The 16,446-nt window shown below is 33.6% G+C and carries 17 protein-coding genes and 1 tRNA gene; 10 read left to right on the top strand and 8 right to left on the bottom strand.

The window, feature by feature from the left end; translation table 11 throughout:
• Positions 1-17: 17 nt before the first annotated feature.
• The gene (locus IWX80_RS13980) at positions 18-1,742 is read left to right on the top strand and encodes a sodium:solute symporter (RefSeq protein ID WP_196853990.1); all 1,725 of its coding nucleotides are present in this window, start codon (positions 18-20) and stop codon (positions 1,740-1,742) included.
• Positions 1,743-1,966: 224 nt separating this feature from the next.
• Here the strand turns inward: IWX80_RS13980 and IWX80_RS13975 are convergent, their stop codons facing one another.
• The 5 genes from IWX80_RS13975 to IWX80_RS13955 form a co-directional block, all read right to left on the bottom strand.
• Positions 1,967-2,812: a DUF2911 domain-containing protein gene (locus IWX80_RS13975; protein ID WP_196853989.1), complete on the bottom strand. Its 846-nt coding sequence runs from the start codon at positions 2,810-2,812 to the stop codon at positions 1,967-1,969.
• A 50-nt stretch (positions 2,813-2,862) separates the two neighbouring features.
• Positions 2,863-3,537 (bottom strand): HAD family hydrolase, encoded by a 675-nt coding sequence (locus tag IWX80_RS13970; protein ID WP_196853988.1) that lies wholly within the window; start codon positions 3,535-3,537, stop codon positions 2,863-2,865.
• An 80-nt stretch (positions 3,538-3,617) separates the two neighbouring features.
• Entirely contained in the window at positions 3,618-4,331 is a 714-nt protein-coding gene (locus tag IWX80_RS13965) for a tRNA threonylcarbamoyladenosine dehydratase (RefSeq protein ID WP_196853987.1), read from the bottom strand.
• A 17-nt stretch (positions 4,332-4,348) separates the two neighbouring features.
• Positions 4,349-5,014, bottom strand: coding sequence for a TatD family hydrolase (locus IWX80_RS13960; RefSeq protein ID WP_196853986.1), 666 nt, complete (start codon positions 5,012-5,014; stop codon positions 4,349-4,351).
• Positions 5,014-5,616, bottom strand: coding sequence for a DUF1684 domain-containing protein (locus IWX80_RS13955; RefSeq protein WP_196853985.1), 603 nt, complete (start codon positions 5,614-5,616; stop codon positions 5,014-5,016). Before IWX80_RS13955 ends, IWX80_RS13960 begins: the two co-directional genes overlap by 1 nt.
• Before the next feature lie 96 nt (positions 5,617-5,712).
• Between IWX80_RS13955 and IWX80_RS13950 the strand changes: the two genes are divergently transcribed.
• From IWX80_RS13950 to IWX80_RS13935, 4 genes are all read left to right on the top strand, one after another.
• A complete protein-coding gene (locus IWX80_RS13950; protein ID WP_196853984.1) occupies positions 5,713-6,930 on the top strand; it encodes an MDR family MFS transporter in 1,218 nt (405 codons plus the stop codon).
• 286 nt (positions 6,931-7,216) lie between these two features.
• Positions 7,217-7,585 carry a BlaI/MecI/CopY family transcriptional regulator gene (locus tag IWX80_RS13945; RefSeq protein ID WP_113633657.1) on the top strand — a complete coding sequence of 123 codons (369 nt, stop codon included), beginning with the start codon at positions 7,217-7,219 and terminating at the stop codon, positions 7,583-7,585.
• 23 nt (positions 7,586-7,608) lie between these two features.
• Positions 7,609-9,390: a M56 family metallopeptidase gene (locus tag IWX80_RS13940; RefSeq protein WP_196853983.1), complete on the top strand. Its 1,782-nt coding sequence runs from the start codon at positions 7,609-7,611 to the stop codon at positions 9,388-9,390.
• Positions 9,391-9,462: 72 nt separating this feature from the next.
• The gene (locus IWX80_RS13935) at positions 9,463-9,603 is read left to right on the top strand and encodes an SsrA-binding protein (protein WP_113665986.1); all 141 of its coding nucleotides are present in this window, start codon (positions 9,463-9,465) and stop codon (positions 9,601-9,603) included.
• Here the strand turns inward: IWX80_RS13935 and IWX80_RS13930 are convergent.
• On the bottom strand, positions 9,600-10,112 hold the full coding sequence (locus IWX80_RS13930) for an adenine phosphoribosyltransferase (protein WP_196853982.1): 513 nt from the start codon (positions 10,110-10,112) through the stop codon (positions 9,600-9,602). The genes IWX80_RS13935 and IWX80_RS13930 overlap by 4 nt on opposite strands.
• Positions 10,113-10,206: 94 nt before the next feature.
• Here IWX80_RS13930 and IWX80_RS13925 point away from each other — a divergent pair.
• A tRNA-Arg gene (locus IWX80_RS13925) sits at positions 10,207-10,280 on the top strand.
• Here the strand turns inward: IWX80_RS13925 and IWX80_RS13920 are convergent.
• Positions 10,246-11,796 (bottom strand): recombinase family protein, encoded by a 1,551-nt coding sequence (locus IWX80_RS13920; protein WP_196853981.1) that lies wholly within the window; start codon positions 11,794-11,796, stop codon positions 10,246-10,248. The genes IWX80_RS13925 and IWX80_RS13920 overlap by 35 nt on opposite strands.
• Before the next feature lie 401 nt (positions 11,797-12,197).
• Between IWX80_RS13920 and IWX80_RS13915 the strand changes: the two genes are divergently transcribed.
• A complete protein-coding gene (locus tag IWX80_RS13915) occupies positions 12,198-12,902 on the top strand; it encodes a hypothetical protein (RefSeq protein ID WP_196853980.1) in 705 nt (234 codons plus the stop codon).
• A gap of 750 nt (positions 12,903-13,652) precedes the next feature.
• On the top strand, positions 13,653-14,201 hold the full coding sequence (locus IWX80_RS13910; protein ID WP_196853979.1) for a hypothetical protein: 549 nt from the start codon (positions 13,653-13,655) through the stop codon (positions 14,199-14,201).
• A gap of 872 nt (positions 14,202-15,073) precedes the next feature.
• On the opposite strand, the gene IWX80_RS13905 is transcribed toward IWX80_RS13910, so the two are convergent.
• Complete coding sequence (locus IWX80_RS13905; RefSeq protein ID WP_334682363.1) at positions 15,074-15,571, bottom strand: transposase; 498 nt, start codon at positions 15,569-15,571, stop codon at positions 15,074-15,076.
• A gap of 130 nt (positions 15,572-15,701) precedes the next feature.
• Between IWX80_RS13905 and IWX80_RS13900 the strand changes: the two genes are divergently transcribed.
• Together IWX80_RS13900 and IWX80_RS13895 are read left to right on the top strand one after the other, a co-directional pair.
• A complete protein-coding gene (locus IWX80_RS13900; protein ID WP_196853978.1) occupies positions 15,702-15,959 on the top strand; it encodes a hypothetical protein in 258 nt (85 codons plus the stop codon).
• A gap of 12 nt (positions 15,960-15,971) precedes the next feature.
• Positions 15,972-16,172 (top strand): Imm27 family immunity protein, encoded by a 201-nt coding sequence (locus IWX80_RS13895; protein ID WP_196853977.1) that lies wholly within the window; start codon positions 15,972-15,974, stop codon positions 16,170-16,172.
• The last annotated feature ends 274 nt before the right edge of the window (positions 16,173-16,446 follow it).

Below are 16,446 nucleotides of genomic sequence, written 5' to 3'. Positions count from 1 at the left end.
AATTATACGCTTAAATTATGCAATTATTTGACTGGATTATACTCATTGTTACCTTACTTTTCATTGTAATTTATGGTGCTTGGAAAACCAAAGGAAGTAAAAATGTAGAAGACTTTATTCTGGGCAGTAATGAAACTCCTTGGCATGTCGTAGGACTTTCTGTGATGGCAACTCAAGCCAGTGCCATTACGTTTCTTTCTACTCCTGGACAGGCTTATCACGATGGAATGGGTTTTGTCCAGTTCTACTTTGGACTGCCAATTGCCATGGTTGTAATTTGCGTCACCTTCATCCCTTTATACCACAAATACAAGGTTTACACCGCTTATGAATACCTTGAAAAAAGATTTGATTTAAAAACGCGTTCCCTTGCAGCCATTCTTTTCTTATTCCAAAGAGGTCTTGGAACTGGATTGACTATTTACGCCCCAGCAATTATTTTGTCGGCAATATTGGGTTGGAATCTGACCTACATGAATATTATTATTGGGGTATTAGTTATCATTTATACTTTTTCAGGTGGAACAAAAGCGGTGAACGTAACACAAAAACAGCAGATGTTTGTGATTATGTCGGGAATGTTTATCACCTTTTTTCTGATATTACATTATCTTCCTAATGATATGACATTTACTAGTGCGCTTCATATTGCTGGTGCAAATGACAAAATGAATATTGTTAATTTCTCTTTTGACCCAGAAGAAAAATACACGTTTTGGAGCGGAATCACAGGAGGTTTTTTCCTTGCATTGGCTTATTTTGGTACCGACCAATCGCAGGTTGGACGTTATTTATCAGGAAAATCCGTTAGAGAAAGTCAAATGGGACTAATTATGAATGGGCTGCTAAAAGTGCCAATGCAGTTCTTTATTTTATTGACCGGAGTTATGGTTTTTGTTTTTTTTCAATTCAATCCTGTACCGTTAAATTTTAATCCAAACAACAAAGCCATGATTGAAAAATCGGCTTATAAAGGTGAATACAATGCTTTGGAGAAAAAATTAGACGATTTATCCGAGGATAAAAAAGTAATTAACTTGTTGTACATAGACCAACTCAATCAAGATTATGATAATCCAATCCTTCGAAAAGAATTGGTAGCTTTGTCCAATAAAGAAAAAGATTTAAGAGATCGCGCCAAAGAAATAATCCTTAAAGGTGATAGCAACAGTGAAACAAACGACAAAGATTATGTGTTTTTTCACTTTATCCTTAATTATTTACCCAAAGGACTTATCGGTTTATTATTGGCAGTTATCATTTCAGCTGCTATGTCATCAACTGCTTCCGGATTGAATGCATTGGCATCTACAACAGCAATTGATATTTATAAACGAAATGTAAAAGGAGAAAAATCAGAACGCCATTATCTGTATGCCACAAAATTCTTTACCTTGTTATGGGGAGTAATTGCAATCCTTTTTGCTTGTATTGGAACGTTGTTTGAAAATTTAATTCAGTTGGTAAACATCATTGGATCCATATTTTACGGAACTGTATTGGGTATTTTCTTAGTTGGTTTTTACATTCACAAAGTACAATCCAAAGCTATATTTTACAGCGCCGTTATTAGTCAGATTACTATTTTCATCATCTACTATTACGCTATTTATATTTTCCCAAGCGGAGAAGAAAAACTGGGTTATTTATGGCTTAATTTCATTGGTGCAATGTTAACGATTGTTATTTCGTTACTGTTACAATGGACAATTTTCAGGAAACAGAGAGCTATTACAGCCTAAATAAAAACAGTAAAACTAAATGATTATTTTAGTTTCTAATTTTTATAAACTGCAGATTCGGAAATTGTACTAATTTCCGAATCTGCGGTTTTTTTTGGGTTTTACTAGTTTACATTATGATACCTATTATTCTCAAACATTTACAAATTATAGAATTCAAAATTTCAAAAAAAAATCCCGTCTCGATAATCAAGACGGGATTTATTGGAAAACAGTGAGGCTAATTAGTTCTTACTCCACTCTGCAATACTATCTTTATTCATTTTTACGTAATCTTGATTTTTAGCGATTTCAGCTGCTGCAAGTGATGCTTTAGCAGTTTCAATAGCTCCTTTTTTATCACCAAGTTTAGCTTGAATCAATGATTTCAATCTGTTATACCAAAACGGTTTGTCTTTTGTCATATCCAACGCTTTATTTATGTAGACTAAAGCTTTTGCATTGTCACCATTTGATTGGAATAAAAATTGAGCTGCAGCAAAATAATCTGCTCCAGTTGGTCCTGCTAATGCTTTCTCGATATTGGCAGTTGCTTTTTGTTGTGTTGGCACTTCAAATTTTACAGCTGCATAAGAGTTCTCCCAGTATATTTCTAAAAAGGCAAAATTATTATCTAAACCACTAATTCCAATTGTAAATGTTTCAACACTTTTATTTAAAGTTTCTGGTTTAACAGTGGCTCTAAGTGCTATATTTTCTTCTTTCCACTCTTCTGGATTACCCCAGTTATCAGTAGTTTTGTAGAAAATTATTTCCCAACTTTCTACTTTTGGAATAGTATACAAAGAATATTTTCCTTTTTTTAAGGTTTTACCATCAATAATAACATCGTCGCTAAATGATACTGTTGTATTTTCATTAGCTCCCGTTCTCCATACTTTTCCAAAAGGAATTAAATTACCAAAAACGGCTCTTCCTCTGGCACTTGGTCTTGAATAATTAATTTCTACAGCTGTCAATCCTACTTCTTGCATGATGGTAGATTTTGGACTGGATTGAGGTGTTTTTACTTGTGCCTCAATAGTGAAATTTGCTATAATAATGGCAAATGCAATGATTATTTTTTTCATGTTTTAAATTTTTATGTCTTCAAATTTACAAATTCAATGGCTTTCAAATGTTAATTATTCCTTAATTTAGAATCAATATTGGTAACAGCTTCAAAACCCAATTCGTTAAAATGATTAATCACAAAATCAGCTTCCGATAAATCTTGCGCCTCAGAGTGAATACTGTTGTAACCCACACAGAAAATTCCGGCAGCTTTCGCCGCTTTTATTCCATTCGTGCTGTCTTCAATAACGATGCAGTTTTCTTTTGGTGCAATTGATAAACTTACGGCATGTTCAAAAATTGCAGGATGTGGTTTTGATTTAGGAAAATCTTCACCGCTTACCATATGCGTAAAATACTCATGCAATTTAAACCGACTAAAAACACGTTCAATAGTAACTTTGGATGCCGAAGAAGCCAAAATCAATTGCATGCCATTTTGATATAACTCTTTAATAAGATTTTCAACACCTTCCAGTAATTCCAAATCAGCTTTACTATCAAAAGCATCATTAAATATAGTCCGTTTTCTTAGGATTAAATCTTCTACTTCCTGTTCTATCACAAAAACCTCTTTCAATTTCTGAAACGTATTTCGAGTAGAAAAACCAGTAAATGAAGTATACATTTCCTCTGTTACAGGAATATTTAACTCATCAAATTGTTTGAAATAAGCATAACGGTGTACGGGTTCAGTATCAACAATTACACCATCCATGTCAAAAATTACGGTTTGTATCATTTTTTTAGATTATTAGACTTTATAGTTTTAAGACTTCTTAGATTTTTAGAACTGAATACTAAAAAACTGAATTCTGGACACTATTTTTTAAGTAAATAGCGAATCACGGTTTCTGCAGCATACAAACCAAATAATCCCGGCATGTAACTGTTTGTTCCGTAAAATGATTTTTTGAAATTGGAACCATCGGTCATTTTCAAACTCGATTCGTCTTGAATTTCAGAAGAAAAAACCACTTTCAGTTTATCAATTTTGACCTCTTTCAATCGTCTTCTGATGGTTTTAGCAAAATAACAATTCACTGTATTAGTAATATCCGTTACTTTCACTTTAGAAGCTTCCATTTTTCCGCCAGCGCCCATACTGCTGATAATTTTGACTCTTTTTCGCTTGGCGCCAATAATCAAATTTAGCTTTGGAGTCACACTGTCAATGCAATCTAAAACATAATCAAATTCCTCTGAAACAATTTCGAAAGCACGCTCCGGCGACAGAAATTCCTGCACGCGAGTCAATTTCAATTCTGGATTAATATCCATCAATCGATCTCCAACAATAGTTACCTTAGGTTGTCCCACGGTCGAATGTAAAGCCGGTAATTGTCGGTTTATATTAGTAATATCAACTACGTCACCATCAACAATAGTCATGGTTCCCACTCCTGCCCTTGCCAAAAATTCGGCTGCAAAAGAACCAACTCCACCCAATCCTACAACCAATACATTTGCATTTTTTAAATTATCTAAACCTTCTTTTTTGAATAAAAGTTCAGCTCTTTCTGTCCACTCTGCCATTGTTTTTTGTTTAAAGTTTAATGTTTTTGAAAAATTTTGAAATCAAAAACTTCATTAAAATTTGTATTCACTATTTCCTGTATTTCTTTAACAGAAATTCCTTTGTATTTTGCTGCCAATTCATAAACTGCCTCAATTCCTTCATCAACCGTATCCGTTTCCAGAAAAAATCGATTATCAGGAACGCTTTTAAAAACAGCTTCCAATTCTGGATTGAGCAGTAAATATTTCCCAAAAGAAATATAAAATCCATTGTCCACTAATTGTTTAGCAACCTGAACATTTTTCGAAAATCCATGAATCAACATTGGAACTGAAATATTCAATTTTTTCTTAATTGCAATCAATTCCTGAAAAGCCGCAACGCAATGTATCACAACTGGTTTTCTATATTTCTGTGCCAAAAGCAATTGCTTTTCGAAAACCATTTGCTGCAATTCCATTGAAACTTCGATGCGTTTGTCCAAACCGCATTCGCCCACAGCGAGACAATTTGCCTCTTGTAATTTACTTTCAATTATGACCAAATCAGCTTCTATTCGTTCTTGAACTATAAACCACGGATGAATCCCGATGGAATAATACGGAATTGTTGCGTCAAATTCCTGTGGATATTGATTCACTAATTCCAACACATTCGGTTGATTAGTCCACTTATGCGTATGCAGATTAAAGAATTCCATTAGTCGTGAAATTTTTTAACTCCTGCTTTAATTTCGATATCCAAATCATTTTCCAAAGGAACTTTTGGACAGGAATATTTATGGTTATACGCGCAATACGGATTATATGATGTATTAAAATCAATAATAATGGTATCTCCTTTTGGAATTCTTAAATCGATATATTTCCCCCCAATGTAACTATCCTTGCCAGAAGTCAAATCGGAAAACGGCAGAAATAAATAGTCTTTATACTCTTTCTTTTTTGAAAGTTCAATGTTTTTATAGACATTCAGTTTAAAATCCCGACCATCAATTGTAAAAGAAAGTTCGCCATATTTGACATACAATGGTTTTCTGTCCGTTGATGTTTCCATTTCAAATGGCTTTTCTTTTTGAGTTCTTAGAAACTTTGCAACCACAAAAAACTTTTCGTCAATAGGATAAAAATCAAGTGTTTTGAACTCTGCTAAATCTTCTGCAGTCAACGGACTTTTCTTAGCATCTGCATATTCCATGTTTAATTCCTTTTGAAATTTGGCAACAGCCGAAACATCAAATTTTTCTTGGCCAAAGCCAATATTCAATTGTAATAAAATAAACAAAGTGAATAGCGTTCTCATGTTCTTATTTTTATGCAAAAATAGTTTAAAAGTTACTAGGACACAAAGACGCATCGATACAAAGTTTTCTACCTTTGCAAAATAATAACTCATTATATGTTTCAAACAGCTTTTCAACGTTACATTAATAATTTCAAGGGCTTCACCAGAGAAATTTGGATTCTTACACTCATCACTTTTATCAATCGCGCAGGTACGATGGTTTTGCCGTTCTTATCAAAATATCTAAAAGAAGATTTGAGTTTTTCCTATGCACAAGTCGGATGGATTATGGTCGCTTTTGGTTTTGGTTCCATGCTTGGTTCGTGGCTTGGTGGCAAATTATCAGATAAAATAGGATTTTATAGAATCATGGTTTTCAGTTTGTTCACAAGCGGAATACTGCTGTTTTTAGTACAATACATTCGTACGTTTTGGGGATTATGCATTGGTATGTTCGTCATTATGACCGTTGCTGATATGTTTCGTCCCGCCATGTTTGTCTCTTTGGCGACCTACGCTAAGCCTGAAAACCGTACCAGAGCGCTGACTTTAGTTCGTTTAGCGGTAAATTTAGGATTTACAGCTGGACCGGCTTTAGGAGGTTTGATTATCATGAATTTAGGCTACAGCGGATTATTTTGGGTAGATGGAAGTTCTTGTATTATTTCAATATTAATTTTCACCTTATTAGTAAAAGAACGCAAAAAACCAGCCGATTTAGACTCCGCAAATAGTGAAACCGAAATACCTACTTCCGTTTTCAAAGACAAGATATTCTGGATTTTTCTCTTTATCTGTTTTATCACGGCCATGCTTTTCTTTCAACTTTTCACCACTTTGCCTTTATACCATAATGAAAAATTTGGGCTGACCGAATTTCAAAGCGGACTTTTATTATCCTTGAATGGGCTTTTGATTTTTTTCCTGGAAATGCCAATTGTAAGTATCAGCCAAAGAAAAAACATCGATAAACTCAAAATTATTCTTTGGGGTTCGTTATTGATGTCTCTAAGTTTTTATGTTTTAATGCTCAATATGTGGGCAGGAATCCTAATCGTCAGCATCCTTTTTATCACTTTTGGCGAAATGTTCATCTTTCCTTTTTCCAATTCTTTCGCTTTAAGCCGAGCACCAAAAGGTCACGAAGGTCGCTACATGGCTTTGTTTACAATGAGTTTCAGCTTAGCGCACATTGCAAGTTCTAAAACTGGACTGGAAATCATTGCGGCATTTGGCTATCAGGCAAACTGGTTTGTCATGGGAACTTTAGGGATTTTATCAGTCGTAGGCTGTATCTGGCTGCAAAAACTCGTTCAAAAAGAACAAAACTAATTCTATTATCATTCTTTGGGCGTGACCCTATAAAAAAAAGGGGCTTAGCAACAACATCGTTACTGGCCCCTTTTCTTTACAGCGTCGGGCTATACGCGCTACTTCGGTAGCTAGCTTTTATCCCTCACGCAACCTCATTTTCATAATTATTTCTCTGATTAAAAGATTTTCCAGTTTCCAAAAGCTACTATTAGAAGTTAAAAAAACTATAAAAATAGTTATTAAACTGCATTTATAGTTGCGTAACTATAAAATTAGTTGTAAGTTTGATTTAAATAAAAAAATCATGCAAAAACTGACTAATAAAGAAGAAGAAATCATGCACATTTTATGGAAGCTCAAAAAAGCATTCGTAAAAGAAGTCCTTGCAGAAATAACAGAAGATCAACCGCATTACAACACACTTTCAACCATTGTGCGCAATCTCGAAGAAAAAGGTTTTGTTTCTCACAATGCCTTTGGGAACACGCACCAATATTATCCTATAGTGAGTTTAGAAGATTATAGAAAGCGCTTTATGAGTACGGCAATCGATAATTATTTTGACAGTTCTTATAAAAATATGGTATCTCATTTTGCCAAAGAAGAAAAAATTTCTGCAGCTGAATTACGGGAAATTTTAGCCATGATTGAAAATCAAAAAGAGGAAATATAAACTATATAGTAACAACAATATTTATGGAAGAATTCTATATTTATCTTATCAAATCCAGTGGATTAATTGCACTGTTTTATTTGGCTTATCATTTTATGTTGCGAAAAGAAACCTTTTTTACCAGCAATCGTTGGTTTCTGTTACTGGGTTTATTTACTTCCGTTCTTTTGCCGTTAGTCGTTTTTACGAAAATAATCTGGGTCGAACCTACTCCTGTAAATTATGATTGGTCATCATTGCCCATAACTACAACTGTAAATGAAGACCATACAGAAGAATATATTTATCTTGGATTAGCAACACTATACTGCGTTGTTGCATTATTTCTATTAACTAAATTTGCTTTTGATTTTTACAGCTTACAAAAAGTATTTAAAGGAAAAATAATAAAACGTCAAGCCGATTTTAAATTTATTGACTTACAAGACAACCTCGCTCCGTTCTCATTTTTTAATACTATCGTTTACAATTCGTCCTTATATAGTAGTTCCGAACTAGAAAATATTTTGGAACACGAAAAAGTGCACAGCGAACAAAATCACACTGTTGATGTATTGATTTCAAGACTGTTTTGTATCCTTTTTTGGTTCAATCCGTTAATTTGGTTGTACAAAAAGGCGATTTTACAAAACCTGGAATTCATTGCCGATAACGAAGCCACGAAAAAAATATCCGACAAAAAAGCGTATCAGTTAACGCTTTTAAAAATAACAACACACGAAAATTGTGTTGCCATTACTAATCATTTTTATCAATCATTAATCAAAAAACGAATTGTTATGTTAAACAAAAATCAATCAAAAAAATCGAATTCCTGGAAGTATACTCTTGTTCTGCCGGCTTTAGTAGCATTTGTATCTTTATTTCAAATTGAAGTAATTGCTCAGGAAAAAGTAAAAGAAGAAACCATTAAATTGGAGTCAAAAAATCCTGTTACCACCACTTTAGAAATCCAACAAGAAAAAGACAGTATTAAAAAAATTAAAGCACTTGTAGTTAATAATTCCAAAAATGAAGGTATTGATCCAAATACAGAAATTTTTATTGATGGAAAAAAAGTAAGCAAAGAGGAATTAGACAGAACTAATCCGGACGACATAACCACAATGAATGTCATTAAGGAGAATAACAAATCTATAATTAGAATTGTAACAAAAAGAAAAACAGCACAAAGTTCAAGTCTATTTAATTCTAATACACAAGTAACGGACTTAGGATTAGAAAATGTAGATCCTAACGGTTTAAAAATTATTCAAAAACCAAATAGCACATATACGGTTACAAAAATAACGAAAGAAGTAAATGGTATACCTAGTGATGCAGAGTATTTTATTGACGGAAAAAAAGTGAGCCCGCTAGAGGCCGAAAGCATGAATCCAAATCATATAAGTTCAGTTAATGTACAAAAAGAGGGGACTTCAACTAAGAACTCAATCCGCATTATTACTAAAAGCTATCTAGATGGGAAAGAAATGATACCAGAGCCACCAACTCCTCCTACAGCTCCAACTTTTAAATTTAAAGCACCTAAAGCACCTGTTTTTCCAAAAGCTCCAAAAGCTCCAAAAGGAGATTCTGTCACTGGTGATAAAAAAGCTTGGAAAGAATTCGATAAAAAAATGGAAGAGTTCAATAAAAAAATGGAAACATTAGCTCCTGAAATGGAAGCATTTGATAAAAAAATGGCTGAATTTGACAAAAAAATGGAACCTTTCCATGCACAAATGGATAATTTTGAAAAGAAAATGAAAATCTATGAAAAGCAAATGGAAGAATATCAGTCCAAAATTAAAGATAGACAATAAATATAAATTTACAATATAGACGGTCTCAATCAAGACCGTCTTTTTTTATATCTTTGTCCAAAATAAAACCATATGTATAAAATCCTAGCTAAAATAAACAAAGTCATTTTACCCAGTTTCACCAAGCAGCGTTTGGATTTGGCAAAAGCCAAGAAATGGCAAATGGCAATTATTGGTTTTAGGTATTATGTAACCACGCGTGCATTAGATTAATACGTAATCGCAGCAAAAATTTCATTCCCCTTGATTTTTGCTCTTCCATTCAAGAAAGCTAATTCCATCAGGAAATTGCATTGAACGATTTCACCACCCAATCGTTCCACCAATTCACAAACCGCTTTTGCCGTTCCCCCAGTTGCCAAAACATCATCGTGAATCAGGATTCTATCCCCTTTTTGAATCGCATCGGTATGAATTTCTAAAGTATCTGTTCCATATTCTAAATCATAAGTCGCAGAAATAGTTTCATAAGGTAACTTGTTGGGCTTTCGAACTGGAATAAAACCAACATTCAATTCCTGAGCAATCAACATTCCAAAGAAAAACCCTCGACTCTCTACTCCTATTACCTTGTCAATTTTTTTATCTTTCAAGGACGAAATCAGTATTTCAAGACATTTATTCCTTGCAATTGGGTCAATTAATAACGGTGTAATGTCTTTAAACAAAATTCCTTCTTTAGGAAAACCCTGAATATCACGGATATAATTTTTCAACGCCATATTTTTTTAATTTTTTACAATTTTACACTTGCAAATTACACATTTATACCTATATTTGCACCCGCAAGCAGGATAATAAATCCGATTGCAAAATGGCCTTGTGGCGCAACTGAATAGCGCACTTGATTACGGCTCAAGAGGTTACTGGTTTGAATCCAGTCAAGGTCACTACTCGGGACAAAAGAGAAATATCATCTTTTGTTCCGTTTTTTTTTGCCCGTAATCTATTGTTTACCAAATAGATACAGTTAATAATTTCGTTGAGTCGGGTGGTTTGGAATTGGTTTTCCCGAAACGTGAAATTTTCGGGATAAATTAAACCAATTAGTTCTCTAGTATCAGCTAAACTACTGTTTTCACAGGCTTCTCCGAGCTTTAAAAGGTTTTCCAATCCTGTATTCATTAATTGCTCAATATTACCCTTATCATCATCTGCATTCCCAATCTGTTTTTCTAAATTACTTATGATGCCATTGTATTCTTTTTTCATAAGATTGTAATCTTCAACCTCGATTTTTTCAGTTACCAATAAGTTCCTTGCAACTGATAATTTCTTTTCATATTCCGAAATCTGTTCCAGCGACTTTCTCTTTTCATTAGCTATAATCCCTGTATGCTCTCTATAAGCTTCAAGTAGCACAGCAGTATATAGTTTCTTAACTGGTTCTAAAGGTTTGAATTTATTTAACTGTTCAATAAATATCTTGTTTGCTATTTCGGAGTTGACTCTCCATTTACAGAGCTTATCACAATGATAGTAATAGTAATATTTGTTTCTCCCTTTGCATTTACTGCCTGTGAGCTTTCGTCCGCACTGTGGACACTGGAAAAAACCTCTTAGAGGAAAATTTTCTATTGTTCTGACCTTAGGCCTATACGTTCTGGATTTACCGTCAAGAACATCCTGCACTCGGTAAAATAGTCCTTCACTGATTATTGCTTCATGTTGTCCATCCACCCATCGGACCTCTTCATCTTTATATTTAGGAACTACGATTTTCCCACAATACAGCGGATTACGCAAAATAACCCACATGTTACTCTTAGCAATGCGCAACCCTTTTTCCTTTGCCATCTGGTAAATGGATTCAGTGCTGAAAGCATTTTTTGCAATCTGCTCAAATACCCATATAAGCTGAGTTGCTGCCTTCGGCTCGGGGGCTATATATTTTTTTCCGTCTTCAGTTGCTTTATTAACATAACCATAAGGAGCCATGCCCATATGCCTTCCTTCTTTCTTACCGCGTCTGAGCCCTTGAAATGTATTGAGTGCTCTTCTGTCATTTTCTACTTCTGGTGCTGCCAGATAAAATGCAAGCATCATCTTATTTTCTGGGACACTTAAATCAAGAGGCTGCTCTATAGCCTGAGGTTCAACACCCAGTTTTCTTAACAGGTTTATCATTTGATAGGCATCCCCTGCATTACGACTGAACCTGTCCCATTTCATGAAAAGAATCAGGTCTACTTTATTTTTATGTTTTTTAAGATTAACCAAAAGTTTTTTCCACTGCGGCCTGTTAAAAGTCTTTGCAGAATGATCTTCATAGATTACGTTGCGTATTTCCATATGATTAATGATACAGTATTTCCGCAGCATTTCTTCCTGGTTACGTTGTGAAAAACCTTTCTCAGCCTGTTCATCAGTACTGACCCTTATATATAAATCTGCTATCTTACTCATTTTCTTTCGCTTAAATGTTTCGACACAGCGATATTAGCGATTTTTCTCAACAAATACAAAATTTCCTGTACCTGTTCAAAAGTTACATCTAATCCTTCGGATCTCAGCATATGCAAAGCTTTTTCAGGTGTGAGCTTTGAATCCCTATAGTCTATATCCTTCTCCATCCTCTTACTTTTTTTAATTTATATTCTTTAAAAAAGTAATTTAACCGTAAAACTGGCTGGAATATACATAAGCTACTATAAGCTATTGCCGTATAAGGCTTTGGTTATTATTGTTTTATTTTTGGTTGCTATCGGTATAACCGATGATAGGTTTTGTACTTGTTCGGCAACATCGTATAGTAGCAGGACGTTAGGCGGTATTTTCACGCAGAGTCAAGAATCTAAACAAAAACCATGTACGAAAGAACCAAAGAAATTGTTGATGCAGTTTTGAAATTTGAAGAACGTTCTTCCGAAACTCGAAAAATTGTAAATGCAAAGTTCTTAGAAAATGAAATTGAGCTTCATTATATTTTCAGAAAATCATTGGACGGTTTTCTAATTCTTGTAATGGAAAATCTATTTGGAAAATATGACGACGCTTCTGAAAAGTTTCTATACCAACTAAACTTAACAATTTCCTATATTCGCACTCATTTTGTCATAAATAATCTAATCTTAGATGGAGATTTAATAGAGGCATATACTCTTATTAGAAAACAATTTGAAAAATATACGAGAATTAATGAGTTAGACAATAAACCTATTGAAAAACTACGAGGAAAAACTCCTAACCTGATAAATTTATTTGGTGAAGCGGGAAAAGAGATTTATCCTGAACTTTCTGAAGTAGCTCATTTTGGTCATCCGAGAGTTAGTGAATTTCTGTCAGTTGAAACTAAAGATGGAAAGAAGGGACCGAGTATGTTTCCAACGTATAAAGAATCTGCAATTATTTGTTATGACAGAAGCGCTTACGTTGCGCTTTATTTCAGCGCTTGGCTTATAGACTTTGTTCAAGAAAATAATTCTAAATATGATCGAAAAAAAGATATTGAAACCTTTCTTATACTAGAGAAAATGGCATTAGATTGCAATATTATAAGAGTTAAAGAATAAAAAAACACCGCCTAACACACGCTACAAGCAATTTGGGTATTAGGCTTAATTTGAAAATAGTTTGTATTTGATGCATTTGTTTTTAACAGAAAGATTACGCATCTTTAATCCCAGCCTGCGTGTAGCGCGGGAACGTTAGCGGCAAGCTTAAATTGCACAGAAATCAATTTGGTTAATAATGATAAAGAATATATCAATCTTTTTTGTTTACAAAATTTATCGAATAGCACTTAGCCAAGAACAATCTGCTTCTGTAAGGATATCTTTTTTAGGTCTTATGAGTATTTTTCAATTACTGCATTTTTTAATAATAGCTGTTTTTTTTAGAAATTTAGGTTATGAAGCATACCAAATAAACGAAAAACTCTTTGTACTGCTATTTGTTTTGATTGGCTTTGGATTAAATTATATCCTTTTTATACAATCTAAAATCGTTTATAAAATTAACACTCAATATAGACACAAGTTCCCAAACAACTTCAAATACAATTTACTATTTTTCGGTTATATTATTCTACTATTTATAGTTATTTTTATTGAAGCATACATTTATCAAAATCGTTTTGGAAAGTGAAGCCAGCCGCTAACAGCGGTTTTGCTAGATTTGGGTATTCGGCTTATTTTAGAGTTGGTTTTGTATTTGAATTAAAAGTTTTTAACCGAAAAATAAATCTTAATTTAGTTCCCAAACCCGCTGTAGTACCAGAACGTTAGTGGCAAGCAACCGAAAAAACAGACGAAAACCAAATTATGAAAATTAGACTCTTAATACTTTTTACCCTAGTTTTTATTTCTTGTAAAAAGGAATTAAAAGAAGAATCCAAAAAAGTTCAAAATAATGAATCTAAAACTTTAGCATTAAGAGAAACCGGAGTTAAAAATATTGACACAATCGAAATTTCTAAAAAACACAAAACAAACAAAATTCAGTGTGATTTAGACGGTGATAATTTGAATGAAATAGTTGAAATTGTAAGGAGTAAGAAAAACGGAAAAAGCGGATTGAGAATAATCTTTGGAAGCGGAAATAGAAATGATTATTTCGGAATGGGAAATAATATTTTAGAACAAGGTTTTGATGAAATTGATTGGGCGGGAATTTTTAAAAAAGCACCGAAAAATGAAATCTATTGGAATAATGTAAATGAAGATGGAGAGATTTTATCCGAAGAAGAAATAAAAGCCGTTGATAAAATAAAACTGTTAAATGACGGTATTTATATGCACGCTGAAGAAAGTTGCGGAGGCGGAATTATATATCTGAAAAATGGAAAATATGAATGGATACAACAGGAGTAAATTGCCAGCCACTAACAGCTACTACAACGGATTTGGGCAATTGGCTTAATGGGAAAATGGTTTTGTATTTGGCAGTTTAGTGATAACCGAAAAATAAATCTTAATTTAGAACCCAAACCCGCTGTAGTACCAGAACGTTGGTGGCTATGTTGCCGAAAAAACGTCGAATAAAAAACCAGAATTTTAGTTTATAAATTAAATGAAATCAAAACTGAATATTAGCGAATTCCGAAATAGAATAGAAGAAAACTTTAAAATTGGTTCTCCAAAACTTAAATTAAGTCCATTCGGAGTTTTCTCAATGTTTGGCGGAATTTCAAAAACTTTTTATGGGAACTTTGACGATTCAACATTTCGGTTCACTATGAACTCAACAATATGGCCAACATTTTACATTATAAAAGGTAAATACAAGAATACAAATAACACACTTAATGTCAATTATACTATCGAGCCAAATAGTAAATTCCAAATAGTTTGGATGAAATTTTTTCCTATTATTTCTCTATTTGCATTTAATTTATTCTTGCTTTTAAGTTCTAGAAAAACTCCGATTGAATTTTATATAGTTTTTAACTCATTCATAGTCTTTATAATATTCTTTTCGCGATGGGACATAAAACGGAAAAAGAAAAACTTGGAACAAAAGTTTATAGAAATATTTGAATTAATAATATAAACAGCTAAAAACACAGCCACCAACAGCTAGAGATTCGTTGCGTGCGCAGCACGAACAATGAAACTCCGGTTGAACGGAACCGTTCACTGGCAGGAACTATGGAGTTATCGTAAAGTTTGAGAGAGAATTTCAAGAGGATTTAGTGTCCTCTTTTTTTTTGAGAAGGATTTTGGGTTTAGTTTCGTGTTTTCGGTCACTTTTGCATACAAGTTCCTTTACTCATAAAATTAGTTTTGACAGGAAACTGTGTTTTGTCTTCCTTTAAAAAACCATCTATAGCTATGGTTTCGCCATCAATCAAATCAGGATCTTTCAAGAACGAAACAAATAGTTTGAATAGCTTTTTCAAGGCAATAGGATTGTCTTTTCTAAAATCTGAGATGCTGTGGTAATTAGGACGAATGTCTTCTAAAAGCCATTGCATTTCGATGTTTCTGAAACATTCCTTTTCTAGATCACGGCCACTCCTAATTCCGTTGAGATAACCGTATAAATACATCTTTAGAAATACTTTACTATTGAAACTTGGGCGACCTTCGGTCTTGAGCGTTTTTACAGCAAAATCGAGTTTAGAGAGGTCAATATATTCGACAAAGGCATCTATAAATCGCACCTGATTATCGGGACTTATAGTGTCTTCTAAACTTGAAAAACGCATTTGTTGACGGGAAATACCTGAGATGTGTTGCATTCTTAAAAATACGAAAAATCTTCTTTTTATACTAGTATTTTGTTATATTTGATGATAATACAACGGAGGTTTTTTCACAGACTGACGTTAGCGGCAATGTCCATAACTTGACGCTAAAAATATTATGCATATGATTACACTAGAAAAACTGAAAATTTATGACAAGTATGCAGGAGACGAAGATTATCTTGCAAGATTGGGGAGCCAAAAAGAATTAGAACTATTTAAACAAAATTCAGATTGGTTTGAAATAAATAATTTCAAGCAAGACATGCATTTAATTTCGCAAAACTTAACATCAGAAAAATATATAGAAAGTGTAATTGGAAGAATGAAAATTTTATGTGACAATCAAACCTTTGACATTCTTACTAAATCAATTCTGTGACTTAAAAAGACAATGGAAGAACGAATTTTAATTGCTGAAAAACTTATCGAAAAGAAAAAGAGCTTAACAAAAGTTAGGACCGACGAAAGTGGTTGGTCTACTTATTATGTGGATGAAAATTCAATAAAATGGGTTCAAGAATATCCAAATTCAGAAAATCATGGCGGAGGTTTGCCACAATTGAGATTACTCGATCACTTTCCCTGGGAATAAAGATTTAATGTAAAGACACAGCCGCTAACAGCCATTTTGAGCTAGCTGGAGTTTAGTGGAATTACAGTTTCGCATCAAGTTATCGTTAAGCCGAAAACCGCGCGGTTACGAACTTCCAGCCATCTCAAAGTGGCATAACGTAGCCAGTAACGTTTTGGCGCTTGGCGAAGAAGCGGATTTCGAAGCACTAAACTGTCTGCCAGCACTGAACTTGATACGAAGCACCAAACTTCATTTAAGCACTGAACCCGCTTTTTGCCAAACGCCTGTTAGC

The sequence above is a fragment of the Flavobacterium sp. CAN_S2 genome (genome assembly GCF_015752255.1).
Taxonomy (GTDB): Bacteria; Bacteroidota; Bacteroidia; order Flavobacteriales; family Flavobacteriaceae; genus Flavobacterium.
Note: the sequence above shows the minus strand (reverse complement) of the source record. Positions and strands in the feature narration are given on the sequence as shown.

Coding starts and splice junctions, on each gene's coding strand:
- IWX80_RS13980 (WP_196853990.1), top strand. CDS start 18: ATGCAATTATTTGACTGGATTATACTCATTGTTACCTTACTTTTCATT.
- IWX80_RS13975 (WP_196853989.1), bottom strand. CDS start 2,812: ATGAAAAAAATAATCATTGCATTTGCCATTATTATAGCAAATTTCACT.
- IWX80_RS13970 (WP_196853988.1), bottom strand. CDS start 3,537: ATGATACAAACCGTAATTTTTGACATGGATGGTGTAATTGTTGATACT.
- IWX80_RS13965 (WP_196853987.1), bottom strand. CDS start 4,331: ATGGCAGAGTGGACAGAAAGAGCTGAACTTTTATTCAAAAAAGAAGGT.
- IWX80_RS13960 (WP_196853986.1), bottom strand. CDS start 5,014: ATGGAATTCTTTAATCTGCATACGCATAAGTGGACTAATCAACCGAAT.
- IWX80_RS13955 (WP_196853985.1), bottom strand. CDS start 5,616: ATGAGAACGCTATTCACTTTGTTTATTTTATTACAATTGAATATTGGC.
- IWX80_RS13950 (WP_196853984.1), top strand. CDS start 5,713: ATGTTTCAAACAGCTTTTCAACGTTACATTAATAATTTCAAGGGCTTC.
- IWX80_RS13945 (WP_113633657.1), top strand. CDS start 7,217: ATGCAAAAACTGACTAATAAAGAAGAAGAAATCATGCACATTTTATGG.
- IWX80_RS13940 (WP_196853983.1), top strand. CDS start 7,609: ATGGAAGAATTCTATATTTATCTTATCAAATCCAGTGGATTAATTGCA.
- IWX80_RS13935 (WP_113665986.1), top strand. CDS start 9,463: ATGTATAAAATCCTAGCTAAAATAAACAAAGTCATTTTACCCAGTTTC.
- IWX80_RS13930 (WP_196853982.1), bottom strand. CDS start 10,112: ATGGCGTTGAAAAATTATATCCGTGATATTCAGGGTTTTCCTAAAGAA.
- IWX80_RS13920 (WP_196853981.1), bottom strand. CDS start 11,796: ATGAGTAAGATAGCAGATTTATATATAAGGGTCAGTACTGATGAACAG.
- IWX80_RS13915 (WP_196853980.1), top strand. CDS start 12,198: ATGTACGAAAGAACCAAAGAAATTGTTGATGCAGTTTTGAAATTTGAA.
- IWX80_RS13910 (WP_196853979.1), top strand. CDS start 13,653: ATGAAAATTAGACTCTTAATACTTTTTACCCTAGTTTTTATTTCTTGT.
- IWX80_RS13905 (WP_334682363.1), bottom strand. CDS start 15,571: ATGCAACACATCTCAGGTATTTCCCGTCAACAAATGCGTTTTTCAAGT.
- IWX80_RS13900 (WP_196853978.1), top strand. CDS start 15,702: ATGATTACACTAGAAAAACTGAAAATTTATGACAAGTATGCAGGAGAC.
- IWX80_RS13895 (WP_196853977.1), top strand. CDS start 15,972: ATGGAAGAACGAATTTTAATTGCTGAAAAACTTATCGAAAAGAAAAAG.